The sequence below is a fragment of the Butyrivibrio sp. DSM 10294 genome, from assembly GCF_028539135.1.
Classification (GTDB): Bacteria; Bacillota; Clostridia; order Lachnospirales; family Lachnospiraceae; genus Butyrivibrio.
Window position 1 is genome coordinate 1 of record NZ_JANSWL010000062.1, and the last position, 19,072, is coordinate 19,072.

Sequence of the window (19,072 nt, forward strand, 5' to 3'; positions counted from 1 at the left end):
ATATCCCATGCGCAAGCAGTAAGACCCCTTAGAGAGTATGAGGTTAGATAGGCACAAGGTGTAAGCACGGTAACGTGTTCAGCTGATGTGTACTAATAGGTCGAGGGCTTATCCAACGAATAGTTGGTATAGGAACAAAGGAAAAATGGATTTAAGATAGTTCAGTGTTCGGTTTTGAAGGTACAAACATTCCTCCTTAGCTCAGTCGGTAGAGCATTCGGCTGTTAACCGAAGTGTCGTTGGTTCGAGTCCGACAGGGGGAGCTATAGTATAGACATATGACTTTATGAGTACTATACTAGAGATAGACTGTTACTAGAAGTTGAAACGGTCTGATGCGGCTCCGTGGTCAAGCGGTCAAGACATCGCCCTTTCACGGCGGTAACACGAGTTCGATTCTCGTCGGAGTCACTTTCAGGAGATTTAGCTCAGTTGGTTAGAGCAACCGGCTCATAACCGGTCGGTCCCGGGTTCAAGTCCCTGAATCTCCACTCGATTTTTGTTTTTACAAAAATCAAACCCAGTATAAATTTGGGGTCTTAGCTCAGCTGGGAGAGCATCTGCCTTACAAGCAGAGGGTCACAGGTTCGAGCCCTGTAGGCCCCACTTGTGCGATATGCATGATGCATATCGCATATTTTTTACCACAAATTAATATGGTAAATGCCGGCGTGGCGGAACTGGCAGACGCCCGGGACTTAAAATCCCGTGGGTAGCGATACCCGTACCGGTTCGATCCCGGTCGCCGGCAGTAATTATGTATGGCTGTAAACTTAGAGTTTATCTGAGTTTGCAGCTTTTTTATGAGAGGAAATTTCTCCGAAATTCCTATATCATAAAAAACGCTCCGCTAAGGATGCGCACCTCGTGGAGATGATGTTTATTGCTTCGCAATACCGCTCGGGCGCGAAAGAGTCGCGGGCGACTCTTTGTTCTATTAAATCAAAAGTGGGACAGATTGATGCTGGCGTCATAACAATAATAATGAAATGTGTTATAGATTGTAATAAGTGGCTCATAAAATGTGTGAAGTATGATTGAAGTGCCTATTTTTTTGTGATAGCATTATTTTGGAGGTTGACAAAATGTATTACAGAAGAAAGATAGATGACTATCTAAATAATTGGAAAGCAGATCCTGAGCATAAACCTCTGATAGTAAAAGGCGCAAGACAGATTGGAAAAACCGAATCAATCATGCATTTTGCTGAGGGAAATTATGAAAATGTTGTATATATAAACTTTGCTTTAGAGAAAAAATTTATGCAAATCCTTGCAGATGGATATGATGTGGAAAGCGTAATAAAGAATTTATCATTAGCTGATCCATCTTTAAAGTTTGTGCCTGGCAAAACCATTATTATTTTTGATGAGATACAGGAAAACCCTGATGTTGCAACAACGCTCAAGTCATTTAGGATAGACGGTAAATATGATGTTATCTGTAGTGGCTCCATGTTGGGAATAAATTATAAAAAGATTCATAGTAACAGTGTTGGCTCAAAAACGGACTATGAGATGTATTCTATGGATTTTGAAGAGTTTCTTTGGGCAAAAGGTTATAGCCAGGAACAGATTGATTCCATATTATCGCATATGCTTGAGATTAAGCCATTTAATGACAATGAGCTTACTGTCTTTAAGAGTTTATTCCTGGATTACAGTGTGCTTGGAGGAATGCCGGAGGTCGTAAAGTTATATATTGAGTCTGGAACATTCTCAGGAACACTTGATGTACAGGAGCAGATCAGGCTTGATTATGAAGAGGACGTAAGAAAGTACGCGGAAGGTCTTGATCAGACAAAGATAATAAGTGTTTATAGAAGTATTCCTGCTCAGTTGGCCAAAGAAAACAAGAAGTTCCAATTTAATAAGCTTGGGAAAAATGCGAGATCAAGAGAATATACAGGATGTATAGAATGGCTTATTGATGCAGGCGTTATAACAGAGTGTAATTGCTTGCAGTATCCTGAACTGCCATTAAAGGGAAATATTGAGGAGAGTAAATATAAGCTATACTATCCGGATACCGGATTATTGGTATCCGCGCTGGATGAGGAAGCTCAGGAAGATCTTAGAGTTAATAAAAACCTTGGAGTGTATAAAGGTGCTTTATATGAAAATTTTGTGGCAGAGGCCTTTATTAAGCAGGGATTGGGACTTTTTTATTACAAAAAGGAAAATTCTACGTTGGAAGAAGATTTTTTTGTAAGAACTCAGAATGATCTTATACCTGTTGAGGTTAAGTCCAATAGTGACCAGTCAAAGTCTTTGTCTACACTCATTAAGAATGAGAATTACAGTGATATTACATATGGAATAAAACTAGGAGATTTTAATGTGGGACATGCAAATGATATATATACGTTCCCATATTTCTGTGCATTCAAGATGAAGGAATATCTGAAGAAAATAGTTAAATAATTATCAGACTTATACACTGTATAAAAAGAGGCTTAATGCTTTTAATGTGAAAGAAAGCTAAGTTGGAGCAGGAACTATTAACAGCTGATGAAATAAAGCGTCAGCAATTGCAGATGCAGCTTGACCAGGTAAACATGGAGCTGACTTTAAAGGATAATGATGCATATAGACGGCAGCATTCGACAGTCATCTAGTCTAAAAAGCCATTTAGCAGTATGAATTTCTGTTAAATGGCTCTTTTTCTGTTATAGTAAAAATATGTTTTTGTTGGAGGGTGTTCGATGAAGCTTATTGTTATAGATGTACAAAAAGGAATCACCGATGAAAGACTATATGATTTTGACGGATTCATAAGGAATGTGACAAATATCATTGATGCTGCAAGGAAGAATAATGTTGAGGTTATTTATGTTCAGCATGATGATGGCCCTGGAACTGGCTTCTCTTTTGGTGACAAGGATTTTGAGATAGCTGATCAGGTGGCTCCAAAGGAAAATGAGAAGATTTTCATAAAGACGATAAACAGCTGCTTTGGTAATAATGATCTTGCAAATTATCTCAGAGAATCCAAAGAAAAAGATTTGATGATAGTCGGATTGCAGACGAACTTTTGCGTTGATGCCTCTGTGAAATCGGCTTTTGAAAGAGGATACAAGGTAATAATTCCGAAAGGTACCAATTCTACTTTCGACAATGATTACATGGATAGAGAAACTACCTACAAGTATTACAACGATATGATGTGGCCGGAAAGATTTGCAAGCTGCATTTCTGTTGATGATGCAATTAAGATGATAGAGGATTTGCGATGAAGCTGGATAACATAGAATGGCTCTTTTTTGATGTCGGTTCAACTTTGGTAAGTGAGGAAAAGCCATTTTTACATAGATTACACGAAATTGCTGATGCTGTTAATGAACCTTTTGATGAGATACAGAATAAGGTTCTTCAGCTTTATAAGGAAAAGAAAAAGGGAGAACGAGTACTGATTCAGGAGTACGAAATAGAAAGACCTCGCTGGAGAAGTGAAGATGAGGAATTGTTTCCGGAGTCATATGAGTGCCTTGAGCGATTGAGTAAGAAATATAAAATTGGAGTCATTGCTAATCAGCTTCCGGGAACAGCAGCCAGATTAGAAAAACATGGTGTTTTAAAGTTTATAGATATTGTCATTGCTTCTGCAGAAGAAGGATTAGAGAAGCCTGATAGGAGAATATTTGAGCTTGCCTTATCAAGGGCTAATTGTAAACCTGAGAATGCAGTCATGATTGGAGATAGGGTTGATAATGACATAATACCTGCTAAGAAAATAGGTATGAAGACTGTTCGTGTGAAGCAAGGGATGTGGAAATACTGGGATGCTCTTGGCAAAGAGGAACAGGCAGATTTTGAGGTGGATGATCTGAACGAGGTAATAGAGCTGTTTGGATTGTCATGAAATCTTAATGGATTTTGCAATGAAGGATTATTGTTTGGTAAATAAGCTTGTTGACAACTATAGCTTCACTTGCGATTTATTGAATGGTTTTAGGTGGTATCAGAAAGTATAAGGTGGACCTTCAGAAATAATGCTATTCTGAGGGTCTATTTCATGTGGAAAAATAATCTATATTTTTTGTTATTCTCCGCACATTTTACATGGCTTATCCGTTAATCATTATGAAGGGAGGTTGAAAAAGGTATCCATGGACTTAGAAAATGCTTACGACAAAATATACCGGTATGTCTATTTCAGGATAAAGGACCAGACAGTAGCTGAAGATATCACCCAGGAAACTTTCCTTCGATTTATCAGTCAGAAAGGCAATATACACGATTACGAGATGAAGTATCTCTACACCATTGCCAGGAACCTGTGCATAGATGAGTTCAGGCGGGTGAAGCCGGATTCTCTTTCAGAAGATTATGAACATATAGCATCTGTGCAGGGAGACTCACTGGAGGAACGAATGGCAATAAGAGATGCAGTAGCAAAACTCCCTGTAGAGGATCAGGAAATATTATTGCTTCGACATGTCAATAATGAATCAGTTGGCACTATCAGTAAGACGTTGGGAATTTCAAGATTTGCCTTATACAGGCGGTTGAAAAGTGCTGAGGATAAGCTTCGAGATAGTTTGGAGGCGGGCGATTATGAAAAATGAATTGAAAGATGCGTTAAACATGGCGTTTGATGCTCCAGAGCCAAAGAATAAGCAGGTATTTTTGAAAAACCTAAGACCAAGAGAAGTCAGCATGATAGAAATGCTGTTTCAGCAGGTAAGATACATACGGATGTCAGTGTGGATTATGACTGTAGTGATTATAGCACTTGCTATATTGGGTTCCTGTATGCACCGTGAAGAAACAGGAGAACTGATTCCTGTAATAATGCCATTTCTGGCGGCTGTTTCAGTACTCGAAAACAACAGATCCAGGAAATATGGAATGTCTGAGCTGGAGATGGTCACACGGTTTTCACTAAGAAGCGTAATCTTTGCGAGAATGCTGATTCTTGGATTAGCTTTTTTGTTCATGATTGCCATTACATCCCCGATTCTGGTGATGACGTTTGGTGGTGAAATGCTTGTGACAGCAATGCATATGCTGATTCCGTATCTCGTGACAATGACCATTAGCTTACAGATTGAGCGTAGCATATGGGGAAGAAGGCTTGAATATGGAACACTGGCAATAGCAATGCTCATCACGGCCTTAATGGTATGGATCAGAGATTATGACATGTCTTTGGTAAACGGCTATATGGAAATGGTAAAGAGCTGGGGAGTATTAATAGTACTTGTACTGGCGGTGATAACAGTATTTGAACAGTGGAGAACAATTGAGTGTGTGGAGGAGCTGGCATGAGATTATCAGTAGACAGGTTAAGTAAACAGTATAAAAACAAAATTGCGGTGGACCGTGTTTCTTTTACCTTATCAGAAGGTGTCACAGGACTTCTTGGTGCTAACGGTGCGGGAAAGACAACTCTGATGAGAATGATGACCGGAATCCTTGTGCCAACAAGCGGAGAGATTACAGCGGATGGAATTGCGGTTCAGACAGAAGAATACAGGTCGCTTCTTGGATATCTCCCACAGGATTTTGGTTATTACCCTGAGTTTACTGCCAAAGAATTTATCCAGTATATAGCGGCACTAAAGGGGCTTGAAAAGAGACACGCCAAAAGAAAGACTGATGAGCTTTTGGAAGTAGTGGGGGTATCCGATGTTGCAAATAAAAAAATCAAAACCTTTTCCGGCGGCATGAAGCAGAGGGTTGGAATTGCACAGGCTATTGTAAATGATCCTAAGATTCTTATACTTGATGAGCCAACAGCAGGACTGGATCCGAAAGAACGAGTGCGATTCAGAAACCTCATTGCCGAGATTGGGAAAAATACGATAGTTCTTTTCTCAACTCATATAGTTTCTGATATTGACAGCATAGCAAAGAGTCTTCTCATGATGCGCGACGGGCAGATCATCTACGAAGGAACTTGGGATAAGGAACAGGGTGATCTTGAACAGTTCTACATGGAGGAATTTGAGTGATGAAAAACTATGGGGAAATTTATAGATTTGAGATAAAGAAAATCATGAAGAACCGTCTTACTGTCGCAATGCTTATAGTGACGGTGTTCTTTATACTGATTGAAGCTTTGATTCCGAAATTATATATGTCAAAAGAGATGGAAGAGGGCCAGAAGGTATTGGAGGGAGCAGTTATTGACGATGTTCTGCTTCAGGAGATGTATCCAAAGCTTATAGATAACGGAACAGTATGGACAGCTGATAACTTTCAATACGAAAAGGTGGCAGAGATTGAAAATGGTATCATATCTGATAATGCACGCCTACAGGAGTATTCAGCAGATGAGCTTTACAGGGAGCGGGAAGCAGCCATTTTGGACCTTATGAAAGAGGAAAGGCTGGCTGATGAAGAGATAGTATGGTGGCAAAATGAGAATGCAAAAATAGATACACCATTTACATATCGTTATTGTCAGGGAACCATAAATTTTGCTCAGGGAATGTCACTGACACTTATGTGTATAATGCTTATTTCGGCGTTATGTCTTTCTACAGTTTTTACGATAGAGCACCGTCAGCGTACAGATCAGATAGTGATCAGTTGCAGAAATGGGCGGAAGGAGACATATCTTTTAAAAATAGCAGCTGGCTTATCTGTTGTAATAGGGTGCTCAATTATATCGGCGGCTCTTTTGGCTGGTCTGATTGCTGTTCTATACGGGATTAATGGGCTTAATGCTATTGTTCAGATGGAGATTCCTTTGTCAGCCTATTCATTCACAATGGGGCAATTAATTATCGTGCAGATGATTGTTATGATCAGCGCAGCTATTCTTTTTGCTGCATTTGCAATGGCAATATCCGAGGTAGTAAAGAACAGCCTTGCAGTAATGGGTATCATGGTGGGATTGTTTATCTTCGGTCAGTTGGAACTTATTCCTCCAAGATACCGAGTATTGGCGCAGATAAAAGATATGCTCCCATCAAATCAGATAAGTATATGGGCACTGATGAAGTACAGGTTGGTAGGCCTTGGAGGGCATTATGTTACAACATATGTGGCTGCTCCTATCATATATGTTTTTATAGCGATTATTTTGATAGTTATTGGAAAAGTTGCTTACGACAGATTTCAGGTTACAGGGAGATAGAAACAGACTAATACCGGAAGGAATGAGAGATGCTGTTTTGGACAATTGTTATGTCTTCAAACTTACATACAATAATCGTTTTTATTCAGTAAATATGAGTATCCTTTATCATACGAAAGTGGGTCAGAAATTGGACCGAAAAAGAAGGTGAGTCCGCAAGGCTCCTTTCCATGCGGGTTCTGAGATGTCACAAAAGTTCGATCCCGGTCGCCGGCAGTAAGCATTAGAGAATCGCATTAGTTTGCGGTTCTCTTTTTTGTTGCCATCTTGTACTATAGAATAGTGTGCATATATGTTAGATGGGGGAAGGGGAGACTTAAGTTTGGTTATACATCCAATTGAACCAATATATGATAAGAGTTCAAAAATACTTATTCTGGGAAGTTTTCCCTCTGTTAAATCAAGAGAAGAAGGATTTTTCTATGGGCATAAGCAGAATAGATTTTGGAAGGTGGTTTCCGGAGTATTCGAAGAGGAAGAGCCAGGGACGATTGAGGAGAAGAAAGCTCTTTTGATAAGGAACAAGATTGCATTATGGGATGTGATACAGTCTTGCGATATTGTCGGTTCGTCGGACTCCAGCATCACTAATGTAGTGCCGAACGACTTAAGCCTTATCTTAAACATAGCGGATATCAAGGCAATATATGTCAATGGTAAAACGGCACTTAAGTATTATGAAAAGTATACAGAGCCTGTGATCAAAAGACCTGCAATATGCCTTCCTTCGACTAGCCCTGCCAATGCCGCATGGAATATGGAAAAGCTTCTGAGCGAATGGAAGTGCATAAACGAATAAAAAAGTATTGACCTTGCCCTAAGGGAATACTTTATCCTTTTAGATGAAAACAAATATGCAAAGGGGAGGCTATGAACAGAAAAGACATATTCAGTCTTTTGCGGAATTAACCGCAGATGAGAAAACTGAGATAGGAAATACAATAGCAATTGCAGAAAGAGCTCTAAAGGAACTGAAAATTGCTGAAACTGTTACTTTGGTGCAGGAAGAACGCTCCAAGCACTTTCATATATGGATTTTTCCTAATCATGAGTGGATGCTGGAAAAATTCGGATATGGTTTGCAGTATCTGCGTGATATCAATGCTTTTGCCAAAGATAATGCTTCTGATGCGGATATTGAAAATGTGATAAGGACTGCCGAAGAAATCAAAAAATACATAGAAGGCGAAGATAAATATGACTAAAATCATTCCAATAAAAGAGCTAAAAATAAAAGAAGCTGCAGCAAGAGAGCTTCCTAAGGATATTGAAGAAGGAGTACAAGTCTACTGGAATGAACTTACAGCAAAGTATCCGGGGATGTTTAATGGGGCGTTATATTCTGTAATCAATATGGAAAATGATGACGGCACAGTCACGATAACCTGTGAGCCCTCTGATTATGCCCATTACAAATACAGTGAGATCATGGATCTTGGAGAGTATGCATGTAGAAGTATGTATGCCGGTTGCATATTAGTCTCATCTGACAAAAAGCTGTTTGTTTCGTTAAATGGCGTAGGTTCAGAGTTTGTAGGAAAGATTCAGGGAATAGGTGGAGTTATGGACCCTTCTGACAGGATTATTGGTGGGACCATACGCGAGGATGGCAGCACAGATAATGACAAATTATCACCTTTAGTTACGGCATTTCGAGAGCTTGAAGAAGAGGTTGGAAAGGAAATCAGGGATAGCGTTACTGATATAGGCAAATCATATCTTGTTAGTAATGACAATAAGTACGGCTTTCCTTTTGTTTTTTATTCAAATCTTGATTCAGAAACAATTCAACATGCCTTTGATTCCTTTAAGAAGGAGACAGGCAGTAATGAGGTTGATAGACTGATTTCTTTTGGAAAAGATGATATGGCTGAACTTGAGAAATATGAATCCGGACAAGATATTGGTGTAGTGGATCTTTTGAAAATCATTATGGGGGAATTGTAAAAGAAGAAATTGAATATTACTTGTCTTTATCTCTATACAATGGATAAATAAAGACAAATAATAATTATGTTATGCATATTTGGGGCTTTTTTATAAAGGTACTATATTCTGCAAAAGTGGTACAAATTTGGTACAAAAGAAAGACAAGGCCGGCAGTAAGAGAGAAGCGTAAGATGCTTCTCTTTTTTTATATTAATTTGACAGTTTGGTCTATAGGGTATAAACTAAAATGGTCGATAGGGTATAGACCAAATGATAAAGGAGAGCGGTTATGGAAATTGGGGAAGTTCAAATGCAGTTTGCTGAGCTTATATGGGAAAATGAGCCTGTTGGTTCAGGTGAACTTGTGAGATTATGTGCTGAAAAACTGGGATGGAAGAAATCAACAACCTATACGGTTCTTAAAAAGCTTTGTGACAAAGGGCTTTTTAAGAATGATGATGGAGTAGTAACTTCATTGATTTCGAAGGAAGAGTTTTATACGAGGAAGAGCGAGCAGTTTGTTGAAGAGACCTTTGGCGGATCATTGCCGGCGTTTCTTGCTGCATTTACTTCGAGACAGAAGCTGTCATCAAAAGAGATATCGGAAATAAAGAAAATAATTGACAATGCGAAAGACTGATAAAGTAGACTTGCGGAGGAAATATGTATGGGGACATTGTTTATTAAAATCATCGAGATCAGCATAGCAGCTTCTTTTCTAATGATGGCTGTAATTCTGATAAGATTTCTGCTTAAGAAGGCACCAAAATGGTTTATGGGAGTTCTGTGGGCTATTGTGGCGCTAAGACTTCTTTTCCCTTTTCAGATAGAAGCATCAATCGGCTTTATGCCAAGGTTTGGGGATGGAATAGAATCTTTCTTTGTCGGAGCAAATGACTCTGACAGCATGATATATGTCATCACGGATGATGACGAGGCTTTTACAGCTGAGGCTACGACCCATGAATACACACCAAATGAGAAGAATCCTGCAGCTACTGATGGTGAAGTGACTGATTATCTTCCAACAGAGCAGATCATAGTCACAGAACCTATTCCTGATTCTAATACGGATTCATTACTTTGGCGAAGAGATCTCTTTGTAAGACTTCAGATGCTCTGGCTTTTTGGAATGCTGGTTATCCTGGCCTATGTTGTGTTCAGTTATATTTCGATTCGTAAGAGGACGAGAGAATCCCTTAGACTTGAAAATGAGAGTAATGTATATGTCTGCGATGAGATAGATACTCCATTTATCCTGGGGGTTTTTAAACCTGTGATATATCTGCCGTCAGGACTTGATGATGAAACTGTTAGGAACGTTCTTGCCCATGAAAAGACACATATTAAGAGGCTTGATCATCTCAGAAAACAGTTCGGCTTTCTTTTGTTGGCGGTATATTGGTTCAATCCGCTTTTATGGGTGTCATATGCTCTTTTCTGCAAAGACATAGAGCTTGCCTGTGACGAGAAGGTAATCAGCCATATGTCCCTTGATGAAAAGAAATCCTATGCCAACTCACTTCTTCTGTGCAGTACGCACAAACGCTTTGTTCTTGCATATCCTCTGGCTTTTGGAGAGGTTGGCGTTGGAACGAGAATAAAGCAGATTTTTAATTATAGAAAACCTACGCTGCTTCTTGTCACTGCGCTTGTTGCCATATGTTTGGTACTTTCATCAAGCTTTTTTACCAGCTTGTCCAAGGGGGAAGATATATCAGATGAAACCAGCGATGCGGAAGCAAATATCGTAATGACCAGGGAAAGGTTTATCCAACAATGGTGCGAGAACTTCAAGGACAGAAATGCAGACGGGATGCTTGGGGCAGTAACTGATGATGTTCGGGATAACCTGGTTAGGGAAGGACTGCTGGAAATTGATGGCGACAGCGCAGTATTTGGCTGGTCCAGTCCATGGCCGGGTATGAATCCTGATTCCAAGCACAGCTGCGCTTTTACATATAACGGTGCGGATGAAACAGAGGCTGAGATTTATTACTGCGCTACGGACTCTGAGCCACATGTATATTTGTGGAAGGAAACTATCAGAGTAGAAAAAGATGATAATGGTGATTACAAGGTAGTTTCTGAGAAATTCGAAAGCTATGAGGATGTTGAATCTTCAGAAGAGTACGGGATGGCATTGGATGCCAGCAGCATGCTATCTGATGCACTGGACTATTCGCAGAATGGACTTGGCTCGGCATTAAACAGAAATGCTAAGAATAATGCGACAGGTAACTATAAGAAACTTTTTGATCCTGTTACGGCTGTAAGATATCTTCTTAACCTGTCCGAAGATGAAGCGAAGGTGACTCTGTTACCGGCAGAAGCTGTAGGGTACGGCGCCTTTGTTGCTATAGATTTTTATGATATTGACTATGACATCAGCGTTGGAGTTCTGCAGCCCTGGGGACCAAGTGGGATTTATGTTCCGGTGAAATATCTTCAGCGCGAGGAAATTATTATTTCCGGTAGCGTACATGACGGAGAAAATGGCTACGAATATCAGGAAGGAGATGGTAGCTTCGGGGATCTTCCAAATGCTGAGGGAAGTGAAGGAGAATGGATAGATCTCAATTATAGTAGTATATCCGAATACTTTGACGATTCCCACGAACACAGATCAATGCAGGACGGATACACGGAGGAAGCAGATCTTGACGGGGATGGAACTCCTGAGAAGATTGTAGTAGAGGATCTTGGATACAACGGTGGAGATGGAGGATATACGTTCTTATGCATATGTCTCTAAATACGGATGGCACTTGGAATCAGGAGAAGACAGAGTTTGTACTTGATAGGTAACAAATAATAACAGAATGGTAAGGGCAAAAAAGTGCTCTTACCATTTTTTATAGGTGATGTAATATTGACATATATCGGACATCGATATAGTATGTAGATATACGATATATATATGAGCAATATAAGGAGGTAATCATGGCTGTTGATAAGTCTCTTTTGACAGGAAGCATGACAATGCTGGTTTTGAAGTTGTTGTCTGAGAAGGATATGTACGGATATGAGATGATCGATACTCTCAGAAAAAAGTCCCAGAATGTATTTGAGCTTAAAGCCGGCACACTTTATCCACTTCTTCATGGCCTTGAAGAAAAGGGGATGCTTACTGTTTATGAGCAGGAGTTTTTGGGCAAAACACGAAAGTATTACAGCATTACAAAAGAGGGAAAAAAGCTATTAAAGAGTAAGACGGACGAATGGAAGGAGTATTCCGGGGCGGTTTTCAGTGTTCTGGCAATGGAGGGGTGACGGTATGGAGGAGTACATCAGAAAACTTTTAGAACAGGTAAGATTCAAAAAAGCTCATAAAGCTATACAGGAAGAAATTCGTTCTCACATAGAAGATCAGATAGAAGCCAATATTGATGACGGGATGGATCCTGCTACTGCTGAACAAAAAGCAGTGGAAGATATGGGAGATCCGATAGAAGTTGGAATATCCATGGACAGGGTTCATAAACCACAGATGGCATGGAGTATTGTGGTGGCAGCAATTGTTGTTGGAATTCTTGGAACTATAATACATGTTCTTATGACTAAGGATGCTGTTGCAAGCGGAAAAGAAATCTTTGTTGCCGGAAGCAGTAATTACATTCTTTTTACTGTCTTTGGTGTTATGGCAATGATACTCTTCTACTTCATCGACTATACCAATATTGCAAAGTATTCCAAACTTCTGATAGTTATATTGCTTGTGCAATTCATGCTGGCGATAAATGACACGCTGGTAGTATTCGCACATGAAGAAATTCTGTCTTCATCACTGATGCTCCTGATGGTTCCGGCCTATGCAGGAATCATCTACAAATATAGAGGTGGGGGTCCGGGGGCATTGATAAAATCCATTCTGTGGATTGCGATTCCCTGTGGAATTGTTTTTTTGAAGTTTCAGAAAATGCCGGCAGTTGTAATGACAATCAGCATGCTTACCCAGCTGTCGATTGCTATTTTTAAAGGTTGGATAAAAGTACCCAGGATTCCTGTTGTGGCAGCTATGTGGTCCTTCTTTGCAGTGATTCCTGTGGCTGGTGTGGCATTCATGTATAGGTTTGGATTAATGTCACAATATCAGATGGACAGAATCAGAGCTATGCTGCATACCAGTTCAGAGGCATATTACACTATAAGAACGGTGCGCGGGATTGCAGGATCTGCCAGTCAGTTTGGAAAATCGCCTACAGAAATTATTGGGGTGCTGCCCAATCCTGACAGTTATTATGTGCTGACTTACATAACAGCAACTTGGGGAAATGTAATGGCATTAGCCGTAATCACTATCGTGGCTGCAGTTATAGTATCAGGCTTTGTCATCTCATCCAGAGCAAAGAATCAATTGGGGGTTGTTATGGGAAGCGGATGTATGATGGCTCTTACAGTAAATGCCATCGAAAATATCTGCGCCGGCTTTGGCGTGACTCCGTATTTTACCTCGTTCTTTCCTTTTATTTCAGCCGGTGGAAGCAACCTGATTATTGCATATGGGTTTCTTGGGATAACAATGAGCATATATAAATATAAAAATGCTTATCCGCAGCATGTGGATATTGGTATTCGTGGAAGGTTAAAGTTTGGTAATATTGAAATAATGAAAAACTGAGAACAGATGTGTTTTGTTGGAGGATTTATGAAAAGAATTGTAATTACGGCACTGATGTTGGTTATAGCCATAGCAGCTATTGGATGTGGTGCAAAGAAGGATGATAATTTAGATATAATTGGTGGTGCTGATGGACCAACATCAATATTTCTGGCATCAAAGAGCAAGGAAGACAAGGCTCTTAGTTGGTTATATGAAAAGGGTGGAATAAATGTAATCTGGGGAGACAAGATATCTTCTAAGGATACTCACGGTGGCTTTCATGGAGACGGAAGCAGCCTGTACAGTTACCAATATACTGATAGCTCGATGGAACCGGAAATGGAAGAATCTGAATATTGGAAAAGCCTTCCTCTTTCTGATGAGGTTTCCAATTTGATCAATAATTCCATCGGGGATGAATGTGCTGAGGCTATTCCGGAAATATCTAATGGGTATTATTTCTTTTATGATCGTCACACTAAAGCTACGGATCCTTATGATGAGAGCGAACTGTGGAACAGAGCTTCAATAAACTGTACAGTAGCTTTATACGATGCGGATGAAGACATATTGTATATTTTTACCAAAGATACATGATTGAAGAAAACAGAAAGGTAAAATATTTGCTTTTATGGAAATGAAAGATCATCCTATTGAGCCGGTTTTTGATAGTGAATCAAGAGTATTGATTTTGGGAAGCTTCCCGTCGGTTAAGTCACGGGAAGCTATTTTTGTAAACGGGAAAACAGCTGAGAAATATATAAGAAGTATATTGAGAAAACAATAAACACAAAAGCAGTGTGTCTTCCCTCAACAAGTCCGGCAAATGCCGCATAGAATCTGGAACGACTAGTGCAAGAATGGAGCGTAATTGATACAATAAGAGCTGTCAAATCAGAGAAGGTATCAGGGGAGTATTTTTAATGGCAATAGAAAAAAGTGTTTTTGACGGGGAGAAGATGCAGGCGCTCCTGCTGCAGGAATATGGATTCCATCTGGAAGAGAGCAGGCATCTTCAATTTGGTACAGCGAATTGCTATAAGGTAAGGTGCGAGGAAGGAACATATTTTTTCAAAGAATATCAGAAAGAGTTTACTCTGCAGGCTGTAGAAAGAGAGACAGAGCTTGTGGATTACTTGTATTCAAAGGACTTTCCTGTGGCAAGATTTATCAAGACCATAAGCGGGAAGAGCTGTATTTTGTACGAAAGCCATGTGATCAGCGTTCAGGAATATCTGGAAGGGAAGTCATATCTGAACGATCTGCCACATAATCTTTTGAAGGACAGTGCCAAGTACCTGGGGATATTACATTCCGTACTTAAGGATTATCCAATGGAATCGAGCCTTGATGAAAAGTGGGCTGAGAGTATTTCGGTGGGTGCAGTGAATGCGAAATATGATAGGCTACTTGAGGCTTTGGAAAAAGAGAGTAGTGATCCAAATTACAGCAGGATTAAAGAGGATTTTTTATTCAAGAAAGAGCTTTTTTGCCACATTGAGGATATGAAAGGCTACTTTAAGGGCATTACATATACTCCGAGCCATGGGGATTATACGTCTTGTCAGTTAATATGCGACGAAGATCATGTGAAGGCGGTAATAGACTTTGCATCAGCGGCGAAGCTCCCTGCTGTATGGGAGATAATGCGGTCGTATATCCAGGCAGGAGCTTGTCGTAATGGAGAAGCTTTGGATATCGGGGATTTTGCGCAGTATGTGAAGGAATATATGAAGTATGCGCCGCTATCCAAAAGAGATCTGGAAGCTATGCCCTATGTTTATCTTTTTCAGCTATCCCGCAGTGCCTATGGTTATGAGGAATATCTGATTACCAAAACAGAAAACAGGGATGCTTTGCTGGAGTTTGCTTTCTGGCGCACGGATATTTGCAGAGAAATATATAGGAACGCTGATGCCATATCTAGGGAATTATTGCAACTAGTTTGAATTAACGGTACAGGAATTGAATAGACAGACTGAAAATTTGAGGCAGAATATGATAGAAACAGAAAACGTAATAAATAAATTCGTTAAGGAATCCCAGGAAATCCTGAAGGATAATCTTACCGGCATTTATTTGCATGGCTCAGCTGTGATGGGATGTTTCAATCCGGAAAAGAGTGATCTGGATCTTATTGTGGTAGTGAACGAACCTTTGCAGGATGATGTGAAGCGCAAGTTCATGAATATGGTTATAGAAGTCAATGAGGCTGGCCCGGCAAAGGGCATTGAGATGAGCATTGTAACGAAAGATGTTTGCAAGCCCTTTGTTTATCCAACTCCCTTTGAGCTGCATTTTTCCGAAATGCATCTTGGGTGGTACAAGGATGATCCGCAGGATTATGTTCGGAAGATGAAGGGAACAGACAAGGATCTGGCAGCGCATTTTACAATTATTGGTAAAAGAGGAAAGCTACGATTGGGGGGATCGGCACATGAGTATAACGTTGAAAACTGTAGAACGAGATGATGTTGAAATACTATGGAAGATGCAGATAGAGGGATTCTCAGGGCTGTTGGAGAAATATCATGATTACGATTTGAGTCCGGCTGCGGAAGGCATGGATAAAGTGATGGCAAGGTTTGAGCAGCCCTGGACTACTTACTTTTTCATCATGGCAGATGATGAAAAGGTTGGTGCCATCCGCATAGTAGATAAAAAAGACGGTAGCAGAAAACGCATCTCGCCAATATGGATAATGTCGGAGCATAGGAATAAAGGATATGCCCAGCAGGCAATCCTTGAGGCAGAGAAGATATACGGACCGGATAATTGGTGCCTGGACACGATACTACAAGAGAAGGGCAACCTTCATCTATATGAGAAACTTGGCTACCATCAGACCGGCAAGATTGATAAGATAAGCGACTGTATGGATATTGTTTTCTATGAGAAAGATTGAGGTAGTTAATAATAAACAGAAAGGCCCTGTGTCTTCCCTCAACGAGCCCCGCTAATGCAGCCTGGAATATAGAGCGGCTTACAGAGTAGTGGCGTGTGATCAGAGACGAATAGGAGGCAGAATAGATGTATGAAGAACTGATAGCTCCAAGCTTCAGGGGTGTTGCATATGTACTCAGGAATGATGAAGTGGTATTGGAATATGCCGGCGGTTGCAGAGATTATGCCAATGAATTGCCCAATACCATTGATACTAAGTTTGCCAGCGCTTCAGCGGGAAAAGTATTCGTGGCTGTAGGTATTTTGCAGCTGATTGAAAAAGGTACGCTAAGGTTCGAGGACACAATAGGTGAGCTGATTCGGATTGACTGGAAAGATATTGATCCGGGGATAACGGTGGAGCAGCTATTGCAACATACATCTGGGATTCCGGACTATTTTGATGAGACGGTCATGGAGGAGTACGAGGAGCTCTGGGTAGATTATCCGAATTACAAGATCAGACAAAATGATGATCTGCTACCTCTGTTCATCGATAAGCCAATGATGTATCCTAAGGGAACTAAGTTCCAATACAACAATACCGGCTATGTGGTTCTTGCAATGATCATTGAGCGGTTAACAAGGCAGCCTTTTGACGAGTATCTAAGAGAAAATGTTTTTGAGCCTTGTAATATGTCGGGCACAGGGTATTATGAACTGGACAGGCTACCTGCAAAATGCGCGGTTAACTATGTGTGGTGTAACAGTGCGGAGGATCTTAGGACGAACATTTTCTGTGTGGATGCAAAAGGAACAGGTGCCGGAGGAGCATTTATCACGGTAAAGGATATAGCGAACTTTTGGAAAGGTCTGCTTGAAGGTAAGCTTCTGTCTACAGAAATGACAGCTTCTATGTTAAAAAAACATAGCGGAGAAGGTGATGATCCGGAAGAAGGATACTACGGATACGGAGTATGGATCATTGATGGCAATGGCGGAGAGGATATTCCATACTTTCAGGGCTGCGATCCCGGAGTTAGCTTTATCTCGGAGTACAATCCAAACAAAAACATGATCTCAGTGTATGTAAGTAATTACGGCGATAATGTCTGGAAGATAGCCAGGGACATCAGAAACGCCTTAAATTGAGGATAGTATAAAAAAGTTAGTTGGAGGACGGGGAATTTATGGCATCAAGTATAATACATCTGGCGGTTACAAAAGAACTGACTAAGAGATATAAATTCAAGGATGAGAACAGGCTTAAGTTCGGGGCAATCCTTCCGGACGCGGGAAGGGGAAAGGACAGTCATTTAAAAAAGGCTGTTTGGGGATTAAACAAAAGAGTATATGACTTTGAGCGCTTCAGAGCTGAATACGGGGAGCTTATGAAGAGCGATGACCTCTACCTTGGCTACTATCTGCATCTTGTACAGGATATCTGCTACAGGCATTTTGTCTATGATAAATATAACTGGAATCCCACGATTCCCGGAAATGTTGAGAAGCTTCACAAGGATTATTCAATAATCAATTCTTATGTGATTTACAAATATGAATTAAAGAACGACATTGAAGCTCCTGCTGATTTTGATAAAGAGCAGCTGGCGAGCCTCAGTGCTTTTGATGTGCCCTGGCTCATGAAGTCAATGGCTGATTATTTTGTTCCTTTGCCGGAGGGGGACATTTTCTTTTTCACTAAGGAGATGGCTGATGAGTTCATTGCAGAAGCGGTGGAGCTGTGCCTTAAGGAGCTGAAAGCACTGGAAACAGGGGAAGGCATGATAGAGAGCTACGACAATGCCTGGGGAAACAAACCCTATTCATTACTGGAGACAACCCTGAACACCAGAGATCTGGGCGGATACAGGATTGATGGGACTGAGAACTATACACAGTATGGCAGAGTCATAAGAAGCGATGTGGCTAATTACCCTTCCGAGAAGGATATCGCTTTTTTACAGAATTCCCATATTACAACTATTATCGATATGAGATCTGCGGAGGAAAAAGAGAGAAAGCCCCATGGCCTTGCGAATCTGGAAGGCTTCCATTATCACGACATTACCATAGATGAGGGCAGCGGAGTTCCTGAAAGTGTGGAGGCCGTTCCGGGCAGCTATTTCAAAATAGCGCATGCGCCTAAACTGGCAGAAGTATTCAGGACAATTGCCCGGGCGGAGTCCGGAGTTATGTTCAACTGTTCTGCGGGAAAAGACAGATCCGGAGTAGTATCCGCGCTTTTATTGTGGCTCTGCGGCGTCAGGAAGAGCGACATTGTCTACGATTATATGAGGACCAAGGAGAATGACAGTGAACGCTTTGAGCTGATACACAAGAACTTTCCTGATCTTGATATGAACATCGTTATTCCCAATGAAAATAATATGACAAGGTTTATGGAAATACTTGAAGATGCTCATGGAACTGTTCAGAACTACTTCACAGCTATAGGAATCACAACGGATATTCAGCAGCGAATCACAGAGAAAATGTGTTTATGACATTTCAGCTCCGATTTTGTATAGTTGGGAGAATATGAGTTGTTCTTAAAAATACAGATGATAA

At 40.5% G+C, this 19,072-nt stretch carries 20 protein-coding genes, 5 tRNA genes and 1 rRNA gene; all 26 read left to right on the forward strand.

The genetic code is table 11. The features are described 5' to 3' along the window. Positions 1 to 116 (forward strand): 23S ribosomal RNA (locus NXH67_RS05810); the annotation flags it as partial. 74 nt (positions 117 to 190) lie between these two features. Then, positions 191 to 263, forward strand: a tRNA-Asn gene (locus tag NXH67_RS05815). A 76-nt stretch (positions 264 to 339) separates the two neighbouring features. Next, positions 340 to 411, forward strand: a tRNA-Glu gene (locus tag NXH67_RS05820). A gap of 6 nt (positions 412 to 417) precedes the next feature. Then, positions 418 to 491, forward strand: a tRNA-Ile gene (locus NXH67_RS05825). Positions 492 to 533: 42 nt separating this feature from the next. Continuing rightward, positions 534 to 606, forward strand: a tRNA-Val gene (locus NXH67_RS05830). Positions 607 to 665: 59 nt separating this feature from the next. Then, positions 666 to 751: transfer RNA gene (locus tag NXH67_RS05835), tRNA-Leu, on the forward strand. Between the two features lie 334 nt (positions 752 to 1,085). Next, on the forward strand, positions 1,086 to 2,423 hold the full coding sequence (locus NXH67_RS05840) for an ATP-binding protein (RefSeq protein WP_022779992.1): 1,338 nt from the start codon (positions 1,086 to 1,088) through the stop codon (positions 2,421 to 2,423). 281 nt (positions 2,424 to 2,704) lie between these two features. Beyond that, positions 2,705 to 3,235 carry a cysteine hydrolase family protein gene (locus NXH67_RS05845; RefSeq protein WP_022779994.1) on the forward strand — a complete coding sequence of 177 codons (531 nt, stop codon included), beginning with the start codon at positions 2,705 to 2,707 and terminating at the stop codon, positions 3,233 to 3,235. After that, a complete protein-coding gene (locus tag NXH67_RS05850; protein WP_272796754.1) occupies positions 3,232 to 3,861 on the forward strand; it encodes an HAD family hydrolase in 630 nt (209 codons plus the stop codon). The genes NXH67_RS05845 and NXH67_RS05850 overlap by 4 nt, the downstream gene beginning before the upstream one ends. 232 nt (positions 3,862 to 4,093) lie before the next feature. Beyond that, positions 4,094 to 4,567, forward strand: a complete 474-nt coding sequence (locus tag NXH67_RS05855; protein WP_272796755.1) for an RNA polymerase sigma factor — start codon at positions 4,094 to 4,096, stop codon at positions 4,565 to 4,567. Continuing rightward, positions 4,557 to 5,270 (forward strand): hypothetical protein, encoded by a 714-nt coding sequence (locus tag NXH67_RS05860; protein WP_272796756.1) that lies wholly within the window; start codon positions 4,557 to 4,559, stop codon positions 5,268 to 5,270. The genes NXH67_RS05855 and NXH67_RS05860 overlap by 11 nt, the downstream gene beginning before the upstream one ends. Then, on the forward strand, positions 5,267 to 5,956 hold the full coding sequence (locus NXH67_RS05865; RefSeq protein ID WP_272796757.1) for an ABC transporter ATP-binding protein: 690 nt from the start codon (positions 5,267 to 5,269) through the stop codon (positions 5,954 to 5,956). Before NXH67_RS05860 ends, NXH67_RS05865 begins: the two co-directional genes overlap by 4 nt. After that, positions 5,956 to 7,086 (forward strand): ABC transporter permease subunit, encoded by a 1,131-nt coding sequence (locus NXH67_RS05870; protein WP_330676623.1) that lies wholly within the window; start codon positions 5,956 to 5,958, stop codon positions 7,084 to 7,086. Before NXH67_RS05865 ends, NXH67_RS05870 begins: the two co-directional genes overlap by 1 nt. 292 nt (positions 7,087 to 7,378) lie before the next feature. Further along, entirely contained in the window at positions 7,379 to 7,885 is a 507-nt protein-coding gene (locus tag NXH67_RS05875) for a DNA-deoxyinosine glycosylase (RefSeq protein ID WP_272796759.1), read from the forward strand. A gap of 43 nt (positions 7,886 to 7,928) precedes the next feature. Continuing rightward, positions 7,929 to 8,291, forward strand: coding sequence for a hypothetical protein (locus tag NXH67_RS05880; protein WP_272796760.1), 363 nt, complete (start codon positions 7,929 to 7,931; stop codon positions 8,289 to 8,291). Beyond that, a complete protein-coding gene (locus tag NXH67_RS05885; RefSeq protein ID WP_272796761.1) occupies positions 8,284 to 9,033 on the forward strand; it encodes a hypothetical protein in 750 nt (249 codons plus the stop codon). Before NXH67_RS05880 ends, NXH67_RS05885 begins: the two co-directional genes overlap by 8 nt. A gap of 271 nt (positions 9,034 to 9,304) precedes the next feature. Continuing rightward, positions 9,305 to 9,655, forward strand: a complete 351-nt coding sequence (locus tag NXH67_RS05890; protein WP_022780001.1) for a BlaI/MecI/CopY family transcriptional regulator — start codon at positions 9,305 to 9,307, stop codon at positions 9,653 to 9,655. Between the two features lie 27 nt (positions 9,656 to 9,682). After that, entirely contained in the window at positions 9,683 to 11,770 is a 2,088-nt protein-coding gene (locus NXH67_RS05895) for a M56 family metallopeptidase (RefSeq protein ID WP_272796762.1), read from the forward strand. Between the two features lie 188 nt (positions 11,771 to 11,958). Continuing rightward, complete coding sequence (locus NXH67_RS05900) at positions 11,959 to 12,288, forward strand: PadR family transcriptional regulator (RefSeq protein WP_272796763.1); 330 nt, start codon at positions 11,959 to 11,961, stop codon at positions 12,286 to 12,288. A gap of 4 nt (positions 12,289 to 12,292) precedes the next feature. After that, entirely contained in the window at positions 12,293 to 13,636 is a 1,344-nt protein-coding gene (locus NXH67_RS05905) for a permease prefix domain 1-containing protein (RefSeq protein ID WP_272796764.1), read from the forward strand. Positions 13,637 to 13,663: 27 nt separating this feature from the next. Then, positions 13,664 to 14,215 (forward strand): hypothetical protein, encoded by a 552-nt coding sequence (locus NXH67_RS05910; RefSeq protein ID WP_272796765.1) that lies wholly within the window; start codon positions 13,664 to 13,666, stop codon positions 14,213 to 14,215. Between the two features lie 326 nt (positions 14,216 to 14,541). Then, positions 14,542 to 15,567 carry a phosphotransferase gene (locus NXH67_RS05920; RefSeq protein ID WP_272796766.1) on the forward strand — a complete coding sequence of 342 codons (1,026 nt, stop codon included), beginning with the start codon at positions 14,542 to 14,544 and terminating at the stop codon, positions 15,565 to 15,567. A gap of 49 nt (positions 15,568 to 15,616) precedes the next feature. Beyond that, the gene (locus tag NXH67_RS05925; protein ID WP_272796767.1) at positions 15,617 to 16,090 is read left to right on the forward strand and encodes a nucleotidyltransferase domain-containing protein; all 474 of its coding nucleotides are present in this window, start codon (positions 15,617 to 15,619) and stop codon (positions 16,088 to 16,090) included. Beyond that, positions 16,056 to 16,523, forward strand: coding sequence for a GNAT family N-acetyltransferase (locus NXH67_RS05930; protein WP_272796768.1), 468 nt, complete (start codon positions 16,056 to 16,058; stop codon positions 16,521 to 16,523). Before NXH67_RS05925 ends, NXH67_RS05930 begins: the two co-directional genes overlap by 35 nt. Positions 16,524 to 16,648: 125 nt before the next feature. After that, positions 16,649 to 17,653, forward strand: coding sequence for a serine hydrolase domain-containing protein (locus NXH67_RS05935; RefSeq protein WP_272796769.1), 1,005 nt, complete (start codon positions 16,649 to 16,651; stop codon positions 17,651 to 17,653). A gap of 38 nt (positions 17,654 to 17,691) precedes the next feature. Beyond that, entirely contained in the window at positions 17,692 to 19,008 is a 1,317-nt protein-coding gene (locus NXH67_RS05940) for a tyrosine-protein phosphatase (RefSeq protein WP_272796770.1), read from the forward strand. The last annotated feature ends 64 nt before the right edge of the window (positions 19,009 to 19,072 follow it).

Coding starts and splice junctions, on each gene's coding strand:
- NXH67_RS05840 (WP_022779992.1), top strand. CDS start 1,086: ATGTATTACAGAAGAAAGATAGATGACTATCTAAATAATTGGAAAGCA.
- NXH67_RS05845 (WP_022779994.1), top strand. CDS start 2,705: ATGAAGCTTATTGTTATAGATGTACAAAAAGGAATCACCGATGAAAGA.
- NXH67_RS05850 (WP_272796754.1), top strand. CDS start 3,232: ATGAAGCTGGATAACATAGAATGGCTCTTTTTTGATGTCGGTTCAACT.
- NXH67_RS05860 (WP_272796756.1), top strand. CDS start 4,557: ATGAAAAATGAATTGAAAGATGCGTTAAACATGGCGTTTGATGCTCCA.
- NXH67_RS05865 (WP_272796757.1), top strand. CDS start 5,267: ATGAGATTATCAGTAGACAGGTTAAGTAAACAGTATAAAAACAAAATT.
- NXH67_RS05870 (WP_330676623.1), top strand. CDS start 5,956: ATGAAAAACTATGGGGAAATTTATAGATTTGAGATAAAGAAAATCATG.
- NXH67_RS05875 (WP_272796759.1), top strand. CDS start 7,379: ATGTTAGATGGGGGAAGGGGAGACTTAAGTTTGGTTATACATCCAATT.
- NXH67_RS05880 (WP_272796760.1), top strand. CDS start 7,929: ATGAAAACAAATATGCAAAGGGGAGGCTATGAACAGAAAAGACATATT.
- NXH67_RS05885 (WP_272796761.1), top strand. CDS start 8,284: ATGACTAAAATCATTCCAATAAAAGAGCTAAAAATAAAAGAAGCTGCA.
- NXH67_RS05890 (WP_022780001.1), top strand. CDS start 9,305: ATGGAAATTGGGGAAGTTCAAATGCAGTTTGCTGAGCTTATATGGGAA.
- NXH67_RS05895 (WP_272796762.1), top strand. CDS start 9,683: ATGGGGACATTGTTTATTAAAATCATCGAGATCAGCATAGCAGCTTCT.
- NXH67_RS05900 (WP_272796763.1), top strand. CDS start 11,959: ATGGCTGTTGATAAGTCTCTTTTGACAGGAAGCATGACAATGCTGGTT.
- NXH67_RS05905 (WP_272796764.1), top strand. CDS start 12,293: ATGGAGGAGTACATCAGAAAACTTTTAGAACAGGTAAGATTCAAAAAA.
- NXH67_RS05910 (WP_272796765.1), top strand. CDS start 13,664: ATGAAAAGAATTGTAATTACGGCACTGATGTTGGTTATAGCCATAGCA.
- NXH67_RS05920 (WP_272796766.1), top strand. CDS start 14,542: ATGGCAATAGAAAAAAGTGTTTTTGACGGGGAGAAGATGCAGGCGCTC.
- NXH67_RS05925 (WP_272796767.1), top strand. CDS start 15,617: ATGATAGAAACAGAAAACGTAATAAATAAATTCGTTAAGGAATCCCAG.
- NXH67_RS05930 (WP_272796768.1), top strand. CDS start 16,056: ATGAGTATAACGTTGAAAACTGTAGAACGAGATGATGTTGAAATACTA.
- NXH67_RS05935 (WP_272796769.1), top strand. CDS start 16,649: ATGTATGAAGAACTGATAGCTCCAAGCTTCAGGGGTGTTGCATATGTA.
- NXH67_RS05940 (WP_272796770.1), top strand. CDS start 17,692: ATGGCATCAAGTATAATACATCTGGCGGTTACAAAAGAACTGACTAAG.